Here is a 23,704-nt window from a genome sequence, read left to right as displayed (position 1 = left end):
ACCCTTCCCTTCTATATTAACGCTGCAACATCAAGAATTAATGTTACTAATCCATTACCTAAAATAGTAGCTCCAATATATTCTTTTAAGAATTTTAATGACTTACCCAAAGGTTTAATTACTATTTCTTGTTGTCCAAACAAGGAATCTACTAGTAATCCTACTGTTCTTTCTCCTACCTTGACTATAATAATAAATTTTTTATTACTATCTTTACTTTCTATATTTAATCTTTCATTAAGCCTAATTAGCGGTATAACGTTATCTCTATAAATAATAACTTCTTCACCATTAGTCTTTTTCACTCTTTCTTCCTTGTAATCTATAACCCTATCTATAAATCCTAATGAAATTGCTAAGGTTTCATCTCCTATCTTAACAAGTAAGGCTTGAATTATTTGAAGAGTAAGTGGTAATTTAATAATAAAACTTGTCCCTTTACCATCCTCACTAACTACATCAACGGTGCCTCCAAGGGATGAAATTTTGCTTTTTACTACATCCATTCCAACTCCTCTTCCTGAAATGTCTGTAACTATTTTATTAGTACTAAATCCTTGAGCAAATATAAGGTTTCTTATGTCACTATCACTAAGTCCATCTGTACTTATTCCAATTTCTTCTGCCTTTTCCTTAACTCTAGTAATATTTATACCAGCGCCATCATCACTTACTTTAATTAATGCTTTAGTGCCCTCCTGATATGCTACTAGCTTAATTGTCCCAATAGGATCTTTACCATTTTTTATTCTTTCTTCTTTACTTTCTATTCCATGGTCTGCTGCATTTCTTAAAAGATGAATTAATGGTTCTCCTATTTCATCAATAACAGTTCTATCTAGCTCAGTTTCTGAACCTTCTATTACAAAATTGATTTCCTTTTTAAGCTCTAAAGATAAATCTCTAATCATTCTAGGGAATCTATTAAATACTACTTCTAATGGAAGCATTCTAATTTTCATAACTAAATCTTGCAAATCAGAAGTTGTTCTTTCTACTTGCTCTAAGGTTTCAATTAATTCTTGTGATTTATCATCAATTACTATTTGTTCTAATCTAGTCCTATATATTACTAATTCAGATACCATATTCATAAGCTTATCAATTCTTTGTAAATCTACTCTTACTGATTGATGAGCTCTTTTTGAGGTATTATTGTCATTTTTAATTTCTTTAGGTTCAATTATTTTGCTTTCTATTTGAACATTTTTTGATAAATTTTTAACTTCATTTATAACATCTTTATCGCTTAATGTAGCTTCATGATAATCATCTATTTCAACATAAGAGGTTTCTACTTTATACACCTCAGAAATATTAGTTATTAATCTCTGTATATCTTCTTTAGAGGTTTTTGTTAATAACACAAAAATTAATTCTGTTTCAAACTGTTCATTTTCAATATCTTCTGTAGATGGAAAAGATTTAATTATTTCCCCTTGAGCTTCTAACTCTTGTACTATTAAAAATGCTCTAGCAGATTTTAGTAAAGTATCTTCTCTTAAATATACTTTTATACTTATTCCATTGTATTCATTTTTTCTAGCTTGCTTAATAACTGATATATCATATTCATTTAAAGATACATTAATTGGATTATCAGTTTCATCTGTATTATTAATTTCTATATCTTCTGCTTCATTTACATCCTCTAATTTTGCTACTTTCTCTAATTCTTTAATGATATTTAAATACTCTACTTCCTTATGATTTCCCTCTTCTATATTACTTACCATTCTCTCTAGTGTATCTAGACAATCAAATAATATAGTAACAACATTTCTAGTTACCTTTAGCTTCCCCTCTCTAAATTCCGATAAGATATCTTCCATCTTATGAGTAAGCTCTGCTATATTATTAAATCCCATAGTTGCAGCCATTCCCTTAATAGTATGTGCTACTCTAAATATTTCATTTAACTTGTCTCTATTATTTGGTTCTTGTTCTAAATCTAATAATGATTCATTTAATGTTTGTAAATTTTCCATTGATTCTTCCAAAAACATATTCATATATTGAGATACATCCATATTATTCACCCCTTTATACTTTCTTATAAACGAAAGTAGATACCTTTTCTAAACTAAAGTCTTTATAATTATATATACTTTCTGTGGCCCCCACAAATAACATTCCACCTTTTTTCAATGAATCAGAAAACTTTTTAAATATTTTTATCTTAACATCATTCTTAAAATAAATTATTACATTTCTACATACTATTAAATCAAAATTGTTATCATATTTATCTAATATTAAATCATGACTTTTAAATGTAACCATAGACTTAATTTTTTCATTAATAACATACTTATTATTTATAAAATTAAAATATTTCCTTTTAAAAGCTTCATTTATATTTTTCATTTCTATTGATTGATACTCTCCAAGTCTAGCCTTCTTTAAAATATTTTTATCAATATCCGTTGCTAATATATCTACCTTGAGGTTTGGGTTTATATTATCAATTATCATGGCTATGCTATAAGGTTCGCAGCCCATAGAACATGCAGCACTCCAAACTTTTAATCTTGAAATATCTTTACTATAATCTCTTATAATTCCTTGCAATTCGAAAAATAACTCTGGATTTCTAAAGAATTCAGTAACATTTATAGTTATAAAATCTAAAAATTTTTCTCTTTGTTCTTTATTGGATAAAAGAATTTTTTTATATTCATTTAAAGTTTCTATGCCATTCCTTGCCATTAAGCTTCCTATTCTTCTATTTAATTGTTCTGGTTTGTAAGCATTTAAATCAATTTTAAATTCTTTATAAATCCAATTATGAAAATCTATAAATTCCATATATACTCCTAATTTTTCTTAATTAAGTCTTTTATTTTGGAAGCTATATCATGTAATGGAAGTACATAATCAACGCATCCAGTTTCATATGCACATTTTGGCATTCCATAAATTACTGAACTTCTTTCATCTTGAGCAATAGTTAGCCCTTTGTTCATCTTTACAACAATTGTTCCCTCTGCCCCATCTTTTCCCATACCTGTAAGTACAACAGATATAATTCTATTTCCATAAACTGATGACGCAGATATAAATAGTTTATCTACTGCTGGTCTAACACCCCATATTGGTTCTTCCATATTCAATCTTATAATTCCTTTTTCCTTAACTGTCATATGATATCCCCCTGGAGCTATATATACCTTATTTTTTTCTATCCTTATACCGTCACTAGCTTCTAAAACATGTAAAGAACATTTCTTATTTAACCTTTCAGCAAAGGATTTAGTAAAACCACTAGGCATATGTTGCACAATTAATACTGTAGCATTTAATTCTCTAGTAAATTTAGTTATTATACTTTCTATAGCATTTGGACCACCAGTAGAGGCTCCTATTAATATTATGTCTTTGTTTTCTATTACTGAATCACTCCTCAATACTGAAAACCCCCTTTAGAGATTCTTTAAAGCACTACCAATACTTCTAACCATTACTAATCCATCTTCACTTTCTACAATCATTGTCCTCCCCTTATTACCTCCAATATCTTCTCCTATAATAGGAATTGATAATTTCTTTATAGCATTAATAGTTGCTTCTCCATTTCTTTTCCCTATATCACTAATAACTTTTTTATCTGAAAAATTAAACATAGATGCTCCGCCTGCTATTTTAGCTATAATATTCTCTTTTTTACATCCATAAGTTAGCATTTCATTAAATAAGGTTTCAACACCTAAATCTGCATATTTTAACGGATTTACTATATTTTTAAATTGTTTACTATCTGGTAGCATAATATGTACTAATCCTGCAATTTTTTTCTCTTTATCATATAAAGCTATTCCAATGCAGGATCCTAAACCCATTGTAATTAGTTTATCTGGGGAGGCTACTATTGCACTATCTGCTATTCCAACTCTAACCTCTTTTTTGTCATTCAAGAATTTCACCTCTGAAAAATAATTTCTTCTTCTTCAATTGTCAAAACTTTTTCTAAGTCAAGCATTATTATTATATTTTCTTTGTTCTTTATAAATCCATTTATATATCTTTTTGAAATTAAAGTTGCAATACTTTCTGGGTTTTTAATTTCTTCATCTAAAATACTTACTACTTCGCTAACACTATCAACTAAAATTCCAAATTTTCCATCATTCCTTTTTACAACAATTATCTTCTTATCTGATGAATTTTCTATATTTAATTTAAATTTGTCTACAAGATTAATAATAGGTAAAACACTATTTTCATAGTTTATTACTCCATCTAAAAAGCTTGGAGAATCTGGAAGGGTTGTGGGCTCTTCATATCCTAAAATTCTCTCTACCTCCATAATATCAGTTGCATAAAATTCATTTCCTAATTTAAAAACTAATATTTTTATTTCTCTCATTTCTCATATCCTCCTATAGAAGTAGCTTATCAACTGCTAAGTTACCATCCTTTTCAATATATACATGAATATTTTTTGATGACTTGTCCAAAATATACTTTTTATTTTCAATTACAAAAGTAGTATTACGATAAGCAACATCAACATAAATCTCTCCATGCTTACCTACTTCTAAAATTGTAAAAACTCCTGAATCACTACCAACTATAGAGGCCTTTATTAACTCATCTGCTTTTAAATATCCACCTCTGCAAACCGCCTTATCTGTTGTAAATATAATACTTTTGGTTGCATATAATTCACTTGTAAATAATCCTCTTCCAGATATATTAATATTCCCTACTACATTAATTTTTGATTCTTGAGCATACTCAATATTTAAATTAGCTTCAATAATAACGTCTCTTTCTAACTCTATAAGTTCTTCCTGGATGCTATAAAGTATCTTTTCCAATTCAGAGATATCCCTAATACTACTTGGTGCAGCTCCTAAAAGCTTGGATTTTACTAATTTAACTACCTCCGACTCCTTAGCTTCATCTTTAGCTGCATTAGCTATAATCTTAATCAGTATTTTAGATAAACTTTTAAATTTCTTCTCTATTATTGACTTAGCTAATAGACCAATAGATAAATTATTCTTTATTAAATTATTATTCTTTAAATACTCTAAATTTGCTACTAGAGAAATTAATATTTCTTTTAGTTCTTTTAAGGTACTAATTCTATCATATTTTATTAAATTAGTTCCTCCAATTTTTATATTAGAGTTAACTACATTTCCTAAGATATCACTAGAATTTTTTGCTTCTATTTCAGCACTAAAAACTCCACCTCGTATTAAAAGGCTCCCTCCAGAAATTACCTTCATACCTTCAGTGACTTTGCCATTAATTTCTACGTTAGCTGGAAAATTAATATTCCCGGTAGAAATAGTAACATCTTTATTTAAAATATATTGCGGTTCTACCCAAACTTTATTTTTGCTAAAATTAGGTTTTCCATCTATGGTAGCTATAATTAAATTATCATTTAATCTTGTTCCATTTCCTGCTGAAAAGCTACTTTTTTTCTTAGGTTTTCCTGGAATAACTTCATTGAATATATTTATTCCGTCTTTTCCCTTTTCTCCTTTTATAATTTCGGCCAATATGTCATTAGCTTTAACACTAGTTATAGTATTAAATGATCTATAGTCTATTTTTTCATTTTCTTCATAATCTCTACTATTACTATTAAAAAATATTTTAATTTTATCTTCTATTGGTGCTGTAGGAAGTTTTCCCTTTGCTATTAATACTTTTTTTGCTTCTTGCATATTAATTATATTATTTATAGCCTCTTCATCAATACCATAAAAAATTTTCATTTTCTTTAACTCAAAAATTATATCCTCTTTAGTAATATTAGGAGGAGCTTCCCCCTCCTCTTCTATTACTTCTAAGGATAAACTATATCCTTGATCCATATCTTTTAAAATGTATTTTTTTGCTTTTTTACATTCTATTGAAATGTAAGCTTCCATCTTATCTTTACTGTAGTTTATTTCAATGCTTCTCTCATATTGTGTTTTTATTTCTTTAAATTCAATTAAATCTTCTTCTTTAACCATAGAAGGCCTAGTTACCACTTCTCTATTTATGTAAAGGCACTCTTGCAATGGTGGAACAATTATTGGAAAGTTACCGTTTCCAATGGGATTTTTCACTATTATTTTATTTTCTTTTACACAAACACTTCCGTTTTCATTTGTTTTTATTTCACTTTCATGCATTTATAATAGTTCCTCCCCTTATTTATTAATAATACTATAATAAATAATATCACAAATTTATATTATTTTGAATAATATAAAATTTATGGTAATTATTATTTTTTAAATTTTTTTATATATTTTGTTATTTCTTCATTAAACTCTTTTATAAGTAATTGCATTATTTTATTATCAATTTTTAAATTAATATTATCTACAGTTGATATTGGAAGTATTTTTGGTGATGTTCCAGATATAAACATGGCATCAAAATTTTCAATATCCTTATAATTAATATTTTTTTCTTCAACCTTTATTCCTAGTGACTTTGCAAGAGATATTATTCTTCCTCTAGTTACTCCTGGTAATACATCTTCTAATGGTGAGGTATAAAGTACATCTTCTTTAATCATAAAAATATTAGATTTACTTCCTTCTGTTATATATCCAGAATTATTTACAAGTATAGCTTCAAAAGCAAAAGCTTTATTAATTTCTTCAGTAACTTTTGCTCTAAAACTGCTATCTACTACTTTTGCGTTAGGATTAGTTCTTTCACCATGAAATAATATAGTCTTTACCCCAGTTTTATATAAATCCTCATTAGGATAATTATGTTTTATACTAAAGACTTTCATAGTGTCTGTCTTAATATCAAAAGTAAGCTTTATATTTCCATTTTCTATTCCATTTGCTTCAATTAATCTAGTTAAATATTCTCTTATCTTATCATAATTATAAGAAAAAGTTTTTTCCATTAATCTAAAAGATGATTCTAATCTTTTTAGATGATCTTCATAAAATAAAGGGACTTTATTAATTACCCTTATTACTTCATAAATTATCCTTCCACTTTCTGATGTATCATTTGTATAGTTCTTAACAGATTCTAAATGACCATCTTCTAAGTAGTAATTTAAAATTGCCTCCATATCTTTCCTCCTGCTTATTTCCACTTCAATATTTCAAAATTACTTTTCTTTTTATAATTAATTAAATATGCATTACCAACTAAATCTAAAAGAGGTTTATCAGATAATGAATCTGAAAACATATATGAATTTTTATAATCAATATCAATATTCTTCTCTTTTAAAACTTCCTTTAATCTCTTTACCTTTTCTTCTCCTTTACAATTCTCCCCATGCATTTTTCTAATGAATTTTCCACCTTCCATAGAAAATCTAGTTCCAATTACCATGTCTACTTCTTTTATTGCATAAAACTCATTTAAATAGAATTCTGGAGATGCAGATATTAAATATATCTTGTATCCTTGTCCTTTTAATTTCTTTATCATTTCTATTGCATCTTTATATAAAATTTTCTCTAGTACATCACTATAAAAACTTTTAACTAAAATAGCCAAATCCTTTTCATCTATGTTATCTATGAATTTAAGAAAACATTCCTTTACCCTTCTTTCATCATATAATCCTATTTTATACATAACTCCAGAATAAATAGCTCTAGGTAAAAATCTAATATTTTTAAAGTCCTTAAATATTACATATTTATACAATTGCATCAATGTTTCTTTTCGCGTTATAGTATAGTCTACATCAAATAATGCCAATTTCTCCATTTCATTTTTCCTCCTAAGATTATCCCAATTAAATTATATACTAAAAATTACTCTTATTAAACAAAAAATATACTATTGTATGTACAAAAAATATGCTGTCCTAAGACAGCATATCTAAGTTATTTTAATCTTTGTAAATATTTTCCTAATCTATTTAATCCTTCTTCAATGGCTTCTTTGGAAGTAGCATAAGATAATCTTATATACTCATCTAAACCAAATGCTATTCCTGGTATAACTGCTACCATTTCTTCTTCTAATAAACTCTTTGAAAATTCTAATGAAGAATTAATCAATTTATTTGATATAGATTTACCAAAGTATCCTCCTACATTAACCATAATATAAAATGCTCCCTTAGGCATAATATAAGAAATACCTTCTATCTCATTAAGTCTTTCTACCATATAATTTCTTCTAGCTTTAAACTCTTTAACCATTTCATTAAGACTTTCTTGGGGTCCAGTTAAGGCCTCTATTGCTGCATATTGAGAAATTGAGTTAATATTAGATGTTACATGACTTTGAATATTACTCATTAGCTTTGCTATTTCTTCACTAGCAGCAGAATATCCTATTCTCCAACCTGTCATGGCATAAGCTTTAGATAATCCATTAATTACAATAGTTCTCTTATATGCATCTTCTGATATAGAGGCTATACTAATATGCTTATTTTCATCATAAATTAATTTTTCATATATCTCATCTGATATTATTATTAAATCATTTTCTTTTGCAAATTCTGCAATTTCAATAAGTTCCTCTTTTGAATATACACTTCCTGTAGGGTTGTTAGGACTATTTAATAGTATTGCTTTAGTTTTTTCTGTAACTACCTTTCTTAAATCCTCAATTTTATATTTATAATCATTTTCCTTTAAATTATCAACAAAAATCGGCACTCCATCTGCAAGCTTTATAAGTTCTGGATAACTAACCCAATATGGAATTGGAATAATTACTTCATCACCCTTATTTAATATAGATAAAAAAGTATTTGCTAAACTTTGTTTTGCTCCTGTAGATACTACTATTTGACTTGGTTTATATAATAATTCATTATCATCTTTTAACTTTGTACAAATAGCCTTTCTTAATTCTAAAACACCACTAGTTGGCGTATATTTTGTTTTACCATCCTTCATTGCATTTATTGCTGCATTTATTATATTTTCAGGCGTATTGAAATCAGGCTCCCCTGCACTAAAGCTTATTACATTTATGCCCGATTCTTTTAAAGCCTTTGCCGCAGCTGTAATCTCTAATGTTATAGATGGACTAATTTCTTTTGCCTTATTAGATAAATCCATTTATATTCCCCCATTTATTTACTTAAGTTAATTAATTTATTTAATAAATCTTCATTAATTCCATAGCTTCCTATTGAATTTTCTTTTATACTTTCTTTTCCATGATAATCACTACCACCTGTAATTAATAACTTATGTTTTTTTGCTAAATTATAAAAATTATTAGTCTGTTCTTTGGAATGACTTGGATGATATACCTCTATGCCCCTTAATCCAAAAAACTTCAAATTTTTAATTATATTTTCTACTTCTAAGGATTTATATATTTGTCCAGGATGAGCCAATACAGCTATTCCCCCTGAATTATTTATTACTTGAATAGCCTCTTTATAATTTAATTTATATCCCTTTACATAAGAGTCTTTTCCCTTAACTAAGTGATTAGTAAAAGCTATTTTATAGCTATCATAATATCCTCTTCTAACCATTGCGTTAGCAACATGACTTCTTCCTACGGTAGAATTTAAATCTACTTCTAAATCTTCAATATTTAAATTAATGCCTTCTTTTTTTAGCTTAAAAAGTATTTCATTAATTCTTTCTGTTCTTTCCTTATTTAGTTTATTTACAGTATTTATTAATTCTATATTATTTATATCTATGAAATAACCTAATATATGTAATTCCATTTCTTCAAATTCAGAACTCAATTCTATACCTGTTATAATTTCAATATCAGGATAACTTCTATTAGTAATATATTGAGAAGAAATGCAATCATGATCAGTTATAGAAATACTTTTAACTCCTAATTTAATAGCATTATCAATTATTTCTTCTGGTGACATGCTACCATCTGAATAGTTAGAATGAATATGTAAATCTGCATACTTCATATTAACACCCTATTTCTTAAGTTTATATTAAGAATATATCACTATTAATATAAAATGACAATAAAAAGGAGGTAAATAAAAAAAAGACACTTTCGTGCCTTTTTTATCTTATTCGTCCCCTAATTCTTCGCTATAGAATTTTGATACTCTATCAAATTCATCTTCTTCTGGAATTATTAATTCTCCATCTTCTAATGATCTAAATAAGTATACTGAATCTTCGTTAGGATCTTGAGCTAAGATATATTCATTTTCTTCAAATTCAAATGCATCTATTATTGGACAAGATATTACATTACCGTTATCATCTTCTAAATCTACTACAAAGTGTTCATGATGTTCTTCTCCACATCCACATCCATCATTATGTTCATGTTCGTGGTCATGACCACATCCACATTTCTTTTCATTATCCATTTTAATAATCCTCCTTTAATGAGATTAATGTTCTATTTAATTTTAACCTTATTTACTAAAAAATAAAAGTAAAACCTTTAAATTTATTATATTATTTTTAATAAATAGTAAGGAATATGTTTTTAACTGAAAATTTAAATTATATTCCTTATATATATTAAATAAAAAAAATAAGGAGCTAAATAGCTCCTTATTTATAAACTATTGTTGTTCAGCTAATCTCTTGTAGCCTGCTAATCTATCCATAGCATCTTTTTCTGTCTTAGCAAATAAAGCTTCTGCTTGTTCTGGGAATGCTTTTGCAAGTGAAGCATATCTTACTTCTCCCATTAAGAATTCTCTGAAGCTTGATTTTGGTTCCTTAGAATCTAATGAGAATGGATTCTTAGTTCCAATTAAGCTTGGGTTATATCTATATAATCCCCAATATCCGCATTCAACAGCTTTTTTAGCTTCTTCTTGGCTGTTAGCCATACCAGTCTTAATACCATGGCTTATACATGGAGCATAAGCAATGATTAATGATGGACCGTCATATGCTTCTGCTTCAGCTATTGCTTTAAGAGTTTGGTTCTTATCAGCTCCCATAGAAATTTGTGCTACATATACATAACCATATGTCATAGCCATCATTCCAAGGTCTTTCTTCTTAGTCTTCTTACCTGATGCAGCAAATTTAGCTATTGCAGCAGTTGGAGTTGATTTAGAAGATTGTCCACCAGTGTTTGAGTAAATTTCTGTATCAAATACAAGTACATTTACGTCTTCACCAGAAGCTAGAACGTGGTCTAATCCACCGTATCCGATGTCATATGCCCATCCGTCTCCTCCGAATATCCATTGAGATCTCTTAACTAAGAAGTCTTTATCCTTTAAGATTTCTCTTGCATAATCAGCATCAACATTTTGTAATACAGCTATAACTCTATTAGCTCTATCTCTAGTTCCTTCTCCACTGTTCATATGATCTAACCAGTCTTGAAGTACTACTTTAACATCTTCAGAAACTTCTGTTTCTAAAGCCTTAGTCATGTTATCAGCTATTCTTTCTCTTATAGCCTTAACTCCTAAGAACATGCCTAATCCAAATTCAGCATTATCTTCAAATAATGAATTTGCCCAAGCTGGACCATGTCCTTCATGGTTTACTGTATATGGAGTTGCAGGTACTGATCCTCCCCAAATTGAAGAACATCCAGTAGCATTAGCTATCATCATTCTATCTCCAAATAATTGAGTTACAAGCTTAGCATATGGAGTTTCTCCACAACCAGCACATGCTCCTGAGAATTCGAATAATGGTTGTTCAAATTGGCTACCCTTAACTGTATTCTTATTCATTGGGTTCTTCTTAGGTGCAACTTCATTAACTGCATAATCCCAAGCTTCAATTTGTTCTTCTTGAGTTTCAATTGGTTTCATTATTAAAGCCTTACCTGGTGCTGGACATACTTGAGCACAGTTTCCACATCCTGTACAGTCTAATGGAGTAACACTAATACTATAGAATGTTGGTTCTTCTGTTCTTAATGCCTTAGCAGGTACAACCTTAAATGATTCTGGTGCATTTGTCTTTTCATCTTCATTTAATAAGAATGGTCTTATAACTGCGTGTGGACAAACATATGCACATTGGTTACATTGAATACATTTATCTTGTTGCCATTCTGGAACATTAATTGCGATACCTCTCTTTTCATAAGCAGCAGTACCTGGTATAAATGTACCATCTTCCATTCCATTAAATGCTGATACAGGAAGATCAAATCCCTTTTGAGCATTTATAGGTTCAACTATATTCTTAATAAATGCTGGTATATTAGCCTTGTCTTCTTTTACTTCATCAGCAGCATTCATCCAATCAGTTGGAACATTAACTCTTACTATTGATTCAACACCCTTATCTATAGCAGCAAAGTTCATGTTAACAACTTTTTCACCTTTTTTACCATATGAAGTTACAACAGCATCTTTTAAGTACTTAACAGCATCTTCAACTGGTATAATGTTAGCAATCTTAAAGAATGCAGCTTGCATTATCATGTTGATTCTTCCGCCAAGTCCGATTTCTTGTGCTATTTTAACAGCGTTTAATGTATAGAATTCAATATTGTTTTCAGCAATATATCTCTTCATTGAAGCTGGTAATTTTTCATTAACTTCTTCTGGAGTCCAGATTGTATTTAATAAGAATTTACCATTCTTCTTTAATCCTTCTAATACATCATATTTGTATACATATGCTTGGTTATGACATGCAATAAAATCAGCCTTATCTACTAAATATGGTGATTTAATTGGCTTCTTACCAAATCTTAAGTGTGATACAGTTATACCACCTGATTTCTTTGAGTCATATGCAAAATATCCTTGAGCATACATGTCTGTGTGGTCTCCGATAATCTTAATAGCACTCTTGTTAGCACCAACAGTACCATCTGATCCTAGTCCCCAGAACTTACATGCTTTTGTTCCTTCTGTAGATGCATCAATATCTTCTAGTTTTTCTAATGAAGTATTAGTTACATCATCAACTATAGAAATTGTAAATCCATCCTTTGGAGTTTCCTTATTAAGGTTAGCAAATACTGCTCCTATATCTGATGGGTTTGGATCCTTAGAACCTAATCCATATCTTCCTCCAACTATAACTGGAGCGTTTTCTCTTCCATAGAATGCACTCTTAACATCTAGGTATAATGGTTCTCCTATTGAACCTGGTTCTTTAGTTCTATCTAAAACAGCTATAGATTTAACTGTAGCTGGTATAACCTTTAATAATCTTTCTGCAGAGAATGGTCTAAATAGTCTTACTTTAACTAAACCAACTTTTTCTCCTCTTCCATTTAAATAATCTACTGTTTCTTCAATAACATCAGTTGATGATCCCATAGAAACGATTATTCTGTCAGCATCTGGTGCTCCATAGTAATCGAAGCAGTGATATTCTCTTCCTGTTAATTTAGTTATTTCAGCCATGTAGCTTTCTACTACTTCTGGAATATCATCATAGAATCTATTTACAGATTCTCTAGTTTGGAAATAAATATCTGGGTTTTGAGCTGTACCTCTAGTAACTGGGCTATTTGGATTTAATGCTCTATTTCTAAATCCATTTAAAGCTTCATAATCAACTAGCTTAGCTAACTCATCATATTCTAAAACTTCTATTTTTTGAATTTCGTGTGATGTTCTAAATCCATCAAAGAAATTCATGAAAGGAATTCTAGTCTTTATTGAAGTTAAATGTGCTACTGGAGATAAATCCATAACTTCTTGTACTGATCCTTCTGCAAGCATTGCAAAACCAGTTTGTCTTGCAGCCATAACGTCTTGATGGTCTCCAAATATACTTAATGAAGATGTTGCTAAGGCTCTTGCTGATACATGGAATACTGTTGGAAGCATTTCACCTGCAATCTTGTACATATTTGGTATCATTAATAGTAAACCTTGAGATGCAGTGTATGTTGTAGTTAAAGCACCAGCTTGTAAAGATCCGTGAACGGCACCTGCTGCTCCAGCTTCTGATTGCATTTCCATAACCTTAACAGGTTGACCAAATATGTTCTTTCTTCCTTGTGCTGCCCACTCATCTACGTGTTCAGCCATTGGTGAAGATGGTGTAATCGGGAATATAGCTGCTACTTCTGTAAAAGCATAAGATATATGAGCGGCAGCTGTATTACCATCCATAGTTTTCATTTTTCTCATTATGTTTGACCTCTCTTCCTTATATATAAATATAATACTCAAATACAGAATTTTAAAACTGTATTCAAAATTTAAGAATGAATTATTTAGTAATAAAAATTTATCTTCTTCAATCGAAGTCTTAGTGCTTAACCCCTTTGTAAACACTTCTATAAAGTCATTATCCTCTTAAAGAATTTATTTAGTTAATTCCTCTCCAAGCTTTCTTGCTTCTTTTAAATCTTCTTCACTTGGTGATTCTTTAACGGCGATGCTTCCTATAACATTAAAGTCATAGTCTTTCATTCGTTGAACCCAATCAACCATGAATTTTCCATCATCCCATCCATATGATCCAAATAATACTATCTTTTTTTGTTTATTAGGTAGTAATTTAAATTGATTTATGAAAGGTTCCATTTCCTGTTGTTCAATTCTATTGTTGTCCATTGAAGGGCTTCCAAAAGCAACTGCATCAGCTTCATTTACATCTTCAATTGTTGCATCATACACATGTTTGATGCTTACTTCTGAATTTTGACTTTTAGCACCTTCAGCAATTGAATTTGCAAGAACTTCAACATTTCCTCCATTACTCCAATAGATAATAGAAATTTTTTTCATTAATACATCACCTCATCCTCTGACTAAAAAGTCACTACTTGGATACATATTACCTATTTTTACACTTACTATTTTATTATATAACACTATTTTTTTTTTGCAAGTTTTCTGTGCCTAATATTAGCACAATATTATCCTTTGAAGTAAAAAAAATCTTATTTTACTTAGATAACTTTATACTATTAACTATTACTGCTAAAATTGGGTCAACTCCATTACTTATACCACTTTTTTTCATATTTTCAATTAACATATTCTTCTTATTTTTAAGTTCTTTAAGCTTTAAAATTATTTTTTTATCATTTTCTATCATTTCATCTTCATCTAAAATAATAGAATATCCTTCTTTTTCAAAAGATTTTGCATTTAAAATTTGATCTCCTCTACTTATCTTCTTTGATAAAGGAATTAATAAAGTTGGTTTATTTAATGCTAATAATTCAAAAATAACATTTGCACCTGCTCTAGAAATTACATAGTCAGCAGCCTTTAATAAATGTGGTAATTCTTCTTTAACATATTCAAACTGAAGATATCCATCTTTTCCATTTAAATTTTTATCTAAATTATTTTTTCCACATATATGAATTATATTGTAGTTTTTAAGTAATTCTTCTAAGTTATTTCTAACAGCTTCATTTATACTTTTAGCTCCTAAGCTTCCTCCAATTACAAGTAAAATTTCTTTATTATCTTTAAATCTGCAAATTTCTTTTCCCTTTTCCTTACTTCCATTTAATATTTCTTCTCTAATAGGAGTTCCAGTTAATACTCCCTTATTATCTTTTATATAATTCAAGCTTTCTCTAAAGGTTACACAAAGCTTATTACAGAAAGGAGCGGATAATTTATTTGCAAGTCCTGGAGTTAAATCTGATTCATGAGAAATAACAGGTATCTTCTTCATAGATGCTGCAATAACTACTGGTACTGCAACAAATCCACCCTTAGAAAATATCACATCTGGTTTTTCTTTTTTTAATATTTTATTAGCTTCTATTACACCCTTCATTACTTTAAAAGGATCAGAAAAGTTTTTAAAATCAAAATATCTTCTTAACTTTCCAGATGATATTTCATAATATGGTATATTTGCATCTCTTATAATTTCTTTTTCTATACCATCTTTACTTCCAATGTATTTTATTTCAAAACCTCTTTTCTTCAGTCCAGGAACTAAAGCTAAGTTTGGAGTTACATGTCCTGCTGTTCCTCCTCCGGTCATAATTATTTTATATTTACTCATAGAAACACTCCTTTAAAATATAAATCCTATTTCAATATATCATATAATCATTTTTTATTTAATGTTATCTTTAAATTTTATAAAAAAATAATTATAATTTCCTACTGCCACTATTATGTCCAATTTCCTTTAGTTACATATAATATTTCTCTAAAATTTACACAAGCTATAATTACAAAGATGAAAAGGAGGTGAAAATATTATGGCAACAAAGTTAGTACCAGAAGCTAAAAATGGATTAGCTAAATTCAAAAATGAAGTAGCTAGTGAAATGGGCGTTCCTTTCAGCGACTACAATGGAGACCTTACTTCAAAACAATGCGGAAGTGTTGGTGGAGAAATGGTTAAAAGAATGGTTGAACAATATGAAAATACTATAAAATAGTCTTTGATTATATAGACCATTAAATATTTAAAATAGGAACTGTCCAATAATTTAAATTAATAATGATAATACATTGCTAATTTAAAGTTATTTAGACAGTTCCTTATTTCTATTCTGTAGAAGTTTTTATATTTTTTTAATTTAATTTTATTTAATTCTTATGTTTTTAATATTCAGTTGAATACTTCTATTTCCATTGAACTCATTTATATTTGGATAATAAATTAAATCTGCTTTTATATTTAAAAAACTAGTATTACAAGCTTCAATAAATTTTGCATTTCCATATTTATATATAAAATCCTCTTTAAAGCTTTCAAATTTATCAAAACTTATCCCATCTATATAAAGATAATTCCCATTTTGCTCAAATCTAAATCTAAGCTTTAAAAAGTTTTTTTCTTTTCCTAACAACCACATTCTCTCTATTAAAAGATCCTTTACAGCGAATAAAGGGCTAGGATTACCCTTTCCAAAAGGTCTTAAAGCTTCAATTGTAGCTATTAACTCTTCATCTAAATAATTTAGACTTAATGGTAAATCTATTTTTACAATTGGAACTAAATCTTCATCAGTTAATATACAATTTTCATTTAACTTTTTTCTTAACTCTTCTATATTTTCCTCTTTTATAGATAATCCCGCAGCCATAGGATGACCACCAAATTTTTCTATTAGATAAGAGCATTTGTTAAGTTCTTTTGTTATATTATAACCTTCTATAGATCTTGCTGATCCCTTTGGCATCTCTTTACCTTTAGTTAAAACTATACAAGGCATATTATATTTTTCTTTAACTCTTCCTGCTACTATTCCAGCTATGCTTTCATGAACATTTTCATCATACACAACTATAACTTTATCAGATTTATTTTTTTCTACTTCAATCTTATTAATTATTCTTTCAGTACTTTCTTTAGTTAAATCTTGTCTTATTGTATTTAGTTCACTTAATTGATTTGCTAAGATTCTCGCTCTTTCTCTATCTTCTGTAATTAATAATTCTACTGATAAATCTGCTGTTTCTAGTCTTCCAGTAGCATTAATACAAGGTCCTATAACAAAGCCTAAATGATATTCTTCTATTTTTTTATTATCTAATAAAGTAGCCTTTTTTAACTCTTGGATCCCATAATTTTCACTGTTATTTAAAAGCTCTAATCCTTTTTTAACTATTATTCTATTTTCATCTACTAAATCTACAACATCACATACTGTAGCAATAGCTGCAAATTGAAACAAATCTAAGTATTTTTCATTATCTATTCCGAACCCATCAAATAAACACTTAGAAAATTTTAATGCTATTCCAGCTCCACATAACATTTTAAAGGGGTAGTCACAATCCTTTTGTTTAGGATTTATTACTGCATCAGCCTTAGGCGCTTGTTCTTTTAATATTCCATTTTCATCTTCTTTTAGAGGAATATCATGATGATCAGTAATTACAACTTCCATACCAAGAGCTTTAGCAAGCTCTACTTGTTCAAAGGCAGAAATACCGTTGTCACAGGTTAATACAACCTCATAACCTTCTTCACTTAGTTTTTTTATTCTTCCACTATGCATTCCATAGCCTTCTTCTTCTCTATTTGGAATGTAATAACTATAATTAGCTCCAACTGCCTTTAATGCTTTATATAAAATAGTAGTACTATTTACTCCATCACAATCGTAATCTCCATAAATAATAATTTTTTTATTATTTAAAATTGCTTCTTTTATAATGCTTACGCCCTTTTTCATATCCTTCATAAGATATCCATCATAAAGATCTTCTACTTTGCCTTTTAAAAATCTTTTAGCTAAATTTATATCATCAATTCCTCTATTAGCTAATAATCTTAAAACTAATGGGTTTTCATCTAAAAATTCAGAGAGCTTTGTAAAGCTCTCCTTTTTATTTACTAATATCCAATTTTCTTTCATATTTCACCTATTATTTAAATAGCATTGCTTTTTTAACTTTATCAGCTTTTTCCTCTGAAATCTTAGACAATATTTCAAATGCAAAAGGTATAGCTGCAGCAGGTCCTTTTCCTGTAATAATATTACCATCTACAACTACTAAGTCATTTTTATAATTACAATTGCCTAATTCTTCTTCAAAACCAGGATAACAAGTTACATTTTTACCTTCTGTTATTCCTGCTTTTCCTAAAACAATTGGTCCAGCACATATAGCACAAAGGTATTTATTATCTTTATTAAATTCTTTAACTAACTCAATAACTCTTTCATCGTCTCTTAAGTTTTTAGCTCCTGGCATTCCACCTGGTAAAACTAAAAAGTCATAAGACTTAATTTCTTCATCCATGATATTCTTATCTGCTTTAAGAGTTATATTATGAGATGTAGTAACTTCATTTCTTTCTAAAGAAAAGGTATTACATTCTACTTCTCCTCTTCTTAATATATCAACTACTGTTAATCCTTCTAAGGTTTCAAAACCATTAGCTAATAAAACTGCAACTTTCATTTAAATTACCTCCCAAAAATTATTTTTATTATACTATATCTTTGATTTCGTCATCTAAGACTATTGTCATTATACTGCTACCCTTACCTGCTCTATTTTGAAGCTTAATTTCTTGTAGAGAAATTTCTTTTTTATCTTTATTTTTACTAGTTAAAGTTATTGTATCATTAGAAGTAATAGCTAATTCAGGTATGGAATTATCCTTAGTATAACCAATTAATTTTCCATAAATTACTTCATCGCCTTCTTTTAAACTAATTCCAGTTACACCTGAAGCAATTTTTCCCATTGGATTTATATTATTTGATAAAAATTTAATTCCCATTCCTTTTTTAGTTATTATTATCATTTCAACATCATTTTCATTATACTTCTCTATAGAAATTAATTCATCATTATCATATTTAAATTTATAAGAAAGTTGTAATAAATAACTTCCCTCAAATTCTTTAAGAGCTGTCTTCTTTACCATACCTCTCTTAGTAAAGAAATATATAAATTCATTTTCATTATAAGATTTAATTGACATTAATTTTATAATCTTTTCACCTTTTTCTAAACTATCAATTATTTTATTTAAAGGAATTTCTCCCTTATCTACTCCTGATAATATAAATGCAGGTACTTTAAAGACCTTAGCCATATTAGTGAATAATAATATATCACTTAAAGAATCTGTGTTCACTTTTAAGTCGTCATTCTTTTTTATTGTATTCAAAGCTTTTATATTACCTTTTGAAGTTATACCAATATTAAATTCTACATATTCCATTGTGTCTATATATTCTACTTTTTCAACTTCATCTCTTGAAGATAAGTTAAACATTGATGTAGGTAATATATTTCTTGGAGAATCTTCAATATTAGGAATTTGAAGATTAAAGCTTAATCCTTCTTTAGTTTCAAATTTAATAAACTCTTTTCTTTCTTCCTCCTCTAATATAACCACATCTATAACTTCATCATTATCTTTTAACTTTAATGCCTGAAGCTTAGAGTAATTAGTTTGGAATTTATCTAAAGAGCTTCTCTTAATTCCTCCCTTTGAAGTTATAAATTGAATATATTTATTAGGCATAAAGCTAGCTATTGATGTTGCATATATTATATTTTCTTCATCTAAGCTAAGTGCCTTTATAATACTATCTATTTTTTCTCCTTTGTCTTTCCACTTTGATTCTATAATATTTATACCTTTTGTTTGGTACATATTACCTTTATTTGTGAATAATACTACATTTTCTGTAGTATTAGAATTAAATAAGAACTTTAATTCATCGCCTTCTCTATATTCTATATCTTCAGGATTAGCATTTAGCCTATTATATGTCTTTAATGGAACTCTCTTAATAAAGCCATCCTTTGATAAAGTTACCATTACATCTTCAACAATGATAAGCTCTTCAACATCTATCTTTGCTTCATTATCATCGCTTATTATTTTTGTTTTTCTTTTTGAACCATACTTTTCTACAACTTCATTTAATTCGCTTTTAACTACCTTTAATAATTCCTTTTCTTCAGATAGAATTTTCTTAAGCTTTTTAATTGTTTTTTCAAGTTCAGCATATTCCTTTTGGAACACCTTTATTTCAAGTCCTGTTAATCTATATAACATTAATTCTAATATTGCTTCTGCTTGCAATTCTGTAAACCCAAAATTATTAATAAGATTATTTCCTGCATCTTTTTTAGATTTAGATTCTCTTATAGTCTTAATAATTTCATCTAATACATCAATAGCCTTAATAAATCCTTCAACTATATGGAATCTTTTTTCTGCAATTTCTAATTCACGTCTAGTTCTTCTAGTAACTATTTCCTTTTGGTGATTAACATAGTGCATTATTATAGTTTTCAAACTCATAGTTTGTGGTTTACCATTTGCTAAAGCTACCATATTAAAACTTAAGTTACACTGAAGGTCAGTTCTTTTATATAAATATTTTAATACTTTATCAACAGATTCTTCATCTGCTGATTTTCTAAATTCTATAACAGATCTTACTCCACTTCTATCAGATTCATCTCTTATATCTGTTATTGCCTCTAAGGCTTTAGCATGCTTTTTATCCCCAGTCATCTCTGATATAGTTTGCAGAAGTCTTGCTTTATTTCTTCTAAAAGGGAATTCTGTGATTACTATTCCAAGTCTTCCATTATCAAGCTTTTCAATTGATGTTTTTGCTCTTAGAGTTACCTTTCCTTCACCAGTTTCATAAGCTGATAAAAGAGATTTTTCACCAATAAGTATTCCACCTGTAGGTAAATCTGGTCCCTTTATATGATTCATTAACTCTTTTGTAGTTATATCATTATTATCTATATATGCTAGTACCCCTTCAGCTACCTCTTTTAAATTATGAGGTGGAATATTAGTTGCAAGTCCTACTGCTATACCAAAAGTTCCATTAACTAAAAGATTAGGATATCTACTTGGTAATACCTTTGGCTCTAATTCACTATCAGAATAGTTTGGTACCATATCTACAGTATTTTTGTCTATATCTCTTAACATTTCCATAGCAATTGGTGCAAGTCTTGCTTCTGTATATCTCATAGCAGCAGCTCCATCACCATCCATAGATCCCCAGTTACCATGACCATCTATTAAAGTTTCCTTGGTTGAAAAATCCTGTGCCATAATAACCATAGCATCATAAACTGATGTATCTCCATGAGGATGATATTTACCTAATATATCCCCAACTATTCTTGCAGATTTATAGTAAGGCTTATCTGGAAAAGCTTTTAATTGATAAGCTCCATATAATATCCTTCTATGAACTGGTTTAAGTCCATCTCTAACATCTGGTAAAGCTCTATCCTTTGCAACTTCAATAGCATAAGGCAAAAAGTTATCAGGCATTGCTTCTTCTAAAAGCACTGGAATTATATTATTATCCTTTGGTATTTCATTAACTTTCTTCGCCATATTCTTTCTCCAATTCTAACTAAAATTCTCCATATTTATACATATAAGCTTTTCTAGGTTCAACTATATCTCCCATTAATAATGAAACCATCTTCTCTGCTTTTGCTGCATCTTCAATAGTAACCTGAAGAAGTGTTCTAGTTTCTGGATTTAATGTAGTTTCCCATAATTGATCAGGATTCATTTCTCCAAGTCCTTTATATCTTTGAATAAGTGCACCTTTTCCAACTTCCTTTTTAACACGTTCAAGTTCTTCATCACTATATGCGTACTTGTGAACTTCTTTTCCCTTAACTGTTTTATAAACCTTATATAAAGGTGGTTGAGCTAAATAAAGATGTCCATTAGCAATTAGTGGTCTCATATATCTATAAACATAAGTCATCCATAAAGTTCTAATATGATATCCATCAACATCAGCATCACTCATAATTATAATTTTATCGTATTTTAAATCTTCTTCTTTATAATTATCTAAAGTACCTGTCCCTAAAGCAGTATTGAATATCTTTAATTCTTCAGAAGCTAATACATTTTCAAGCTTTTGCTTTTCTGTATTCATTATCTTACCCTTTGAAGGCATAATAGTTTGGAATCTTCTATCTCTTGCTTGCTTTGCAGAGCCACCAGCTGAATCTCCCTCAACTACTATAAATTCATTAACAGTATTATCTTTTAATGTGCAAACTGCTACTTTACCTGCAAGAGGTGCTGCTCCTTTTCCTATCTTTTTCTTTTCTGCTTCATTGATTTTTTTAATTTTTTCTCTTCTTTGAGCAGCCTGAAGAGCATTATTTATTATCATGCTAGCTACTTCTTTATTATCTTCTATCCATTCAATAAACTTAGTATAAGTTAAGTCATTCATCATAGTGTATGCTTCAGCAGATCCAAGTTTAGTTTTTGTTTGTCCTTCGAAGATTGGATTAGTTATTTTAATTCTTACTATAGCAGTCATACCTTCTCTTAAATCATCGCCTTCAAACTCTTTATCCTTTTCTTTTAAAAGTCCAAGTTTCTTAGCCCCTTCTTTAAAGGCTCTTGTCATTCCAGTTTTAAAACCTGTTTCGTGAGTTCCTGCTTCAGTTGTAGGAATATTATTAACATAACTTGCTATATTTTCTGTTGTTGAATCAGTAAACTGAATACATACTTCTCCAAACATTTGAATATTATTTACTGTTTTTTCTCCTTCAAAGTAAATTGGAACTTGATGAAGAGCAGTTTTACTTTCATTTAAGTATTCTATAAAATCTAAAAGTCCTCTTTCGGAATAGTATTCTTTTCTAAATTCTTCATCTTTTCTTAAATCTATTAATTCTAAATGAATACCTTTATTTTGAAAGGCTAATTCTTGTAATCTTTCGTCAATTAAATCAACTTTAAAATCAATAGTAGAAAAAATTTCTTTATCTGGCATAAAGGTTACCTTAGTACCAGTTTCCTTACTCTTCCCTATTATATCTAGTTTGGTAACTGGAGTACCTGGCATTTCTTTCTTTAGTTCCTTATCATAAGCATATTCAAATCTTTGTTTATATATATTACCATTTTGATATACTTCTACTTCAAGCCAAGAAGATAAAGCATTAACTACTGCCGCACCTACACCATGTAATCCACCAGAGGTTTTATAATTCTTATTATTGAACTTTCCACCTGTATGAAGTTCAGTAAAGACCATTTCTACTCCAGATTTCTTCTTAACTGGATGAATTCCCGTTGGAATACCTCTACCATTATCTAATATTGTTATACTTTTATCTTTATTTATTATAATAGTGGCCTTGTTACCATAGCCATTAGAAATTTCATCTATAGAGTTATCTAAAATCTCCCATATACAATGATGTAAGCCCTTTGTTCCTGTTGAACCAATATACATCCCTGGTCTTACTCTAACTGGTTCTAATTTTTCTAAGGAAGTTAAATCTGTAACATCATATCCCTTCACTAAATCTGTACTCATACAAACCTCCAAAATTTTTATTGCTAACTAATATAAGATTCTTTTTGCTTAGTTTAACCATCAATGCTTATTATAATCTTTTTAATTTTATCATAATTAAACT

General features: G+C 28.7%; 19 protein-coding genes. 1 reads left to right on the top strand and 18 read right to left on the bottom strand.

All coding sequences use genetic code 11. The annotated features are described in order from the left end of the window. Positions 1-11: 11 nt before the first annotated feature. The 14 genes from ACFYH6_RS07265 to ACFYH6_RS07200 form a co-directional block, all read right to left on the bottom strand. Positions 12-2,030 (bottom strand): chemotaxis protein CheA, encoded by a 2,019-nt coding sequence (locus ACFYH6_RS07265; protein WP_416179573.1) that lies wholly within the window; start codon positions 2,028-2,030, stop codon positions 12-14. Positions 2,031-2,043: 13 nt separating this feature from the next. Further along, the gene (locus tag ACFYH6_RS07260; protein ID WP_316342043.1) at positions 2,044-2,808 is read right to left on the bottom strand and encodes a protein-glutamate O-methyltransferase CheR; all 765 of its coding nucleotides are present in this window, start codon (positions 2,806-2,808) and stop codon (positions 2,044-2,046) included. An 8-nt stretch (positions 2,809-2,816) separates the two neighbouring features. After that, complete coding sequence (locus tag ACFYH6_RS07255) at positions 2,817-3,407, bottom strand: CheB methylesterase domain-containing protein (protein ID WP_316342044.1); 591 nt, start codon at positions 3,405-3,407, stop codon at positions 2,817-2,819. 15 nt (positions 3,408-3,422) lie between these two features. Then, positions 3,423-3,914 (bottom strand): chemotaxis protein CheD, encoded by a 492-nt coding sequence (locus ACFYH6_RS07250; protein WP_316342045.1) that lies wholly within the window; start codon positions 3,912-3,914, stop codon positions 3,423-3,425. Between the two features lie 5 nt (positions 3,915-3,919). After that, positions 3,920-4,366, bottom strand: coding sequence for a chemotaxis protein CheW (locus ACFYH6_RS07245; protein WP_416179572.1), 447 nt, complete (start codon positions 4,364-4,366; stop codon positions 3,920-3,922). 13 nt (positions 4,367-4,379) lie between these two features. Further along, positions 4,380-6,140, bottom strand: coding sequence for a DUF342 domain-containing protein (locus tag ACFYH6_RS07240; protein WP_416179571.1), 1,761 nt, complete (start codon positions 6,138-6,140; stop codon positions 4,380-4,382). A gap of 95 nt (positions 6,141-6,235) precedes the next feature. Beyond that, positions 6,236-7,051, bottom strand: a complete 816-nt coding sequence (locus ACFYH6_RS07235; RefSeq protein WP_416179570.1) for an aminotransferase class IV — start codon at positions 7,049-7,051, stop codon at positions 6,236-6,238. 14 nt (positions 7,052-7,065) lie between these two features. After that, positions 7,066-7,704 (bottom strand): HAD-IB family hydrolase, encoded by a 639-nt coding sequence (locus ACFYH6_RS07230; protein WP_416179569.1) that lies wholly within the window; start codon positions 7,702-7,704, stop codon positions 7,066-7,068. A 119-nt stretch (positions 7,705-7,823) separates the two neighbouring features. After that, the gene (locus ACFYH6_RS07225; RefSeq protein ID WP_416179568.1) at positions 7,824-9,017 is read right to left on the bottom strand and encodes a pyridoxal phosphate-dependent aminotransferase; all 1,194 of its coding nucleotides are present in this window, start codon (positions 9,015-9,017) and stop codon (positions 7,824-7,826) included. 14 nt (positions 9,018-9,031) lie between these two features. After that, positions 9,032-9,853, bottom strand: coding sequence for a PHP domain-containing protein (locus ACFYH6_RS07220; protein ID WP_316342051.1), 822 nt, complete (start codon positions 9,851-9,853; stop codon positions 9,032-9,034). 108 nt (positions 9,854-9,961) lie between these two features. Continuing rightward, positions 9,962-10,270 carry a DUF1292 domain-containing protein gene (locus tag ACFYH6_RS07215; protein ID WP_316342052.1) on the bottom strand — a complete coding sequence of 103 codons (309 nt, stop codon included), beginning with the start codon at positions 10,268-10,270 and terminating at the stop codon, positions 9,962-9,964. Positions 10,271-10,471: 201 nt separating this feature from the next. After that, a complete protein-coding gene (gene nifJ / locus ACFYH6_RS07210) occupies positions 10,472-13,984 on the bottom strand; it encodes a pyruvate:ferredoxin (flavodoxin) oxidoreductase (RefSeq protein WP_316342054.1) in 3,513 nt (1,170 codons plus the stop codon). Positions 13,985-14,161: 177 nt separating this feature from the next. Further along, positions 14,162-14,587, bottom strand: a complete 426-nt coding sequence (locus tag ACFYH6_RS07205; RefSeq protein ID WP_316342055.1) for a flavodoxin — start codon at positions 14,585-14,587, stop codon at positions 14,162-14,164. A 160-nt stretch (positions 14,588-14,747) separates the two neighbouring features. Next, a complete protein-coding gene (locus tag ACFYH6_RS07200; RefSeq protein ID WP_416179567.1) occupies positions 14,748-15,833 on the bottom strand; it encodes an undecaprenyldiphospho-muramoylpentapeptide beta-N-acetylglucosaminyltransferase in 1,086 nt (361 codons plus the stop codon). 202 nt (positions 15,834-16,035) lie between these two features. On the opposite strand from ACFYH6_RS07200, the gene ACFYH6_RS07195 reads away from it, so the two are divergent. Then, positions 16,036-16,218: an alpha/beta-type small acid-soluble spore protein gene (locus tag ACFYH6_RS07195; RefSeq protein WP_316342057.1), complete on the top strand. Its 183-nt coding sequence runs from the start codon at positions 16,036-16,038 to the stop codon at positions 16,216-16,218. A gap of 147 nt (positions 16,219-16,365) precedes the next feature. Here ACFYH6_RS07195 and recJ read toward each other — a convergent pair whose 3' ends face one another. Genes recJ through ACFYH6_RS07175 form a run of 4 tightly spaced genes read right to left on the bottom strand, consistent with a single transcriptional unit; the run spans position 16,366 to position 23,601 of the window. After that, complete coding sequence (recJ, locus tag ACFYH6_RS07190; protein WP_416179566.1) at positions 16,366-18,147, bottom strand: single-stranded-DNA-specific exonuclease RecJ; 1,782 nt, start codon at positions 18,145-18,147, stop codon at positions 16,366-16,368. 10 nt (positions 18,148-18,157) lie between these two features. Then, positions 18,158-18,697, bottom strand: a complete 540-nt coding sequence (locus ACFYH6_RS07185; protein ID WP_416179565.1) for a DJ-1 family glyoxalase III — start codon at positions 18,695-18,697, stop codon at positions 18,158-18,160. A gap of 28 nt (positions 18,698-18,725) precedes the next feature. After that, a complete protein-coding gene (locus tag ACFYH6_RS07180) occupies positions 18,726-21,632 on the bottom strand; it encodes a DNA topoisomerase IV subunit A (RefSeq protein ID WP_416179564.1) in 2,907 nt (968 codons plus the stop codon). Between the two features lie 19 nt (positions 21,633-21,651). Continuing rightward, positions 21,652-23,601 carry a DNA gyrase/topoisomerase IV subunit B gene (locus ACFYH6_RS07175; protein ID WP_416179563.1) on the bottom strand — a complete coding sequence of 650 codons (1,950 nt, stop codon included), beginning with the start codon at positions 23,599-23,601 and terminating at the stop codon, positions 21,652-21,654. Positions 23,602-23,704 lie beyond the last annotated feature (103 nt).

The organism is Clostridium sp. HCS.1 (assembly GCF_047900555.1).
Taxonomy (GTDB): Bacteria; Bacillota; Clostridia; order Clostridiales; family Clostridiaceae; genus Clostridium.
This window is presented reverse-complemented; position numbering and strand designations above follow the sequence as displayed.

Coding starts and splice junctions, on each gene's coding strand:
- ACFYH6_RS07265 (WP_416179573.1), bottom strand. CDS start 2,030: ATGGATGTATCTCAATATATGAATATGTTTTTGGAAGAATCAATGGAA.
- ACFYH6_RS07260 (WP_316342043.1), bottom strand. CDS start 2,808: ATGGAATTTATAGATTTTCATAATTGGATTTATAAAGAATTTAAAATT.
- ACFYH6_RS07245 (WP_416179572.1), bottom strand. CDS start 4,366: ATGAGAGAAATAAAAATATTAGTTTTTAAATTAGGAAATGAATTTTAT.
- ACFYH6_RS07240 (WP_416179571.1), bottom strand. CDS start 6,140: ATGCATGAAAGTGAAATAAAAACAAATGAAAACGGAAGTGTTTGTGTA.
- ACFYH6_RS07235 (WP_416179570.1), bottom strand. CDS start 7,051: ATGGAGGCAATTTTAAATTACTACTTAGAAGATGGTCATTTAGAATCT.
- ACFYH6_RS07230 (WP_416179569.1), bottom strand. CDS start 7,704: ATGGAGAAATTGGCATTATTTGATGTAGACTATACTATAACGCGAAAA.
- ACFYH6_RS07225 (WP_416179568.1), bottom strand. CDS start 9,017: ATGGATTTATCTAATAAGGCAAAAGAAATTAGTCCATCTATAACATTA.
- ACFYH6_RS07220 (WP_316342051.1), bottom strand. CDS start 9,853: ATGAAGTATGCAGATTTACATATTCATTCTAACTATTCAGATGGTAGC.
- ACFYH6_RS07215 (WP_316342052.1), bottom strand. CDS start 10,270: ATGGATAATGAAAAGAAATGTGGATGTGGTCATGACCACGAACATGAA.
- nifJ (WP_316342054.1), bottom strand. CDS start 13,984: ATGAGAAAAATGAAAACTATGGATGGTAATACAGCTGCCGCTCATATA.
- ACFYH6_RS07205 (WP_316342055.1), bottom strand. CDS start 14,587: ATGAAAAAAATTTCTATTATCTATTGGAGTAATGGAGGAAATGTTGAA.
- ACFYH6_RS07200 (WP_416179567.1), bottom strand. CDS start 15,833: ATGAGTAAATATAAAATAATTATGACCGGAGGAGGAACAGCAGGACAT.
- ACFYH6_RS07195 (WP_316342057.1), top strand. CDS start 16,036: ATGGCAACAAAGTTAGTACCAGAAGCTAAAAATGGATTAGCTAAATTC.
- recJ (WP_416179566.1), bottom strand. CDS start 18,147: ATGAAAGAAAATTGGATATTAGTAAATAAAAAGGAGAGCTTTACAAAG.
- ACFYH6_RS07185 (WP_416179565.1), bottom strand. CDS start 18,697: ATGAAAGTTGCAGTTTTATTAGCTAATGGTTTTGAAACCTTAGAAGGA.
- ACFYH6_RS07180 (WP_416179564.1), bottom strand. CDS start 21,632: ATGGCGAAGAAAGTTAATGAAATACCAAAGGATAATAATATAATTCCA.
- ACFYH6_RS07175 (WP_416179563.1), bottom strand. CDS start 23,601: ATGAGTACAGATTTAGTGAAGGGATATGATGTTACAGATTTAACTTCC.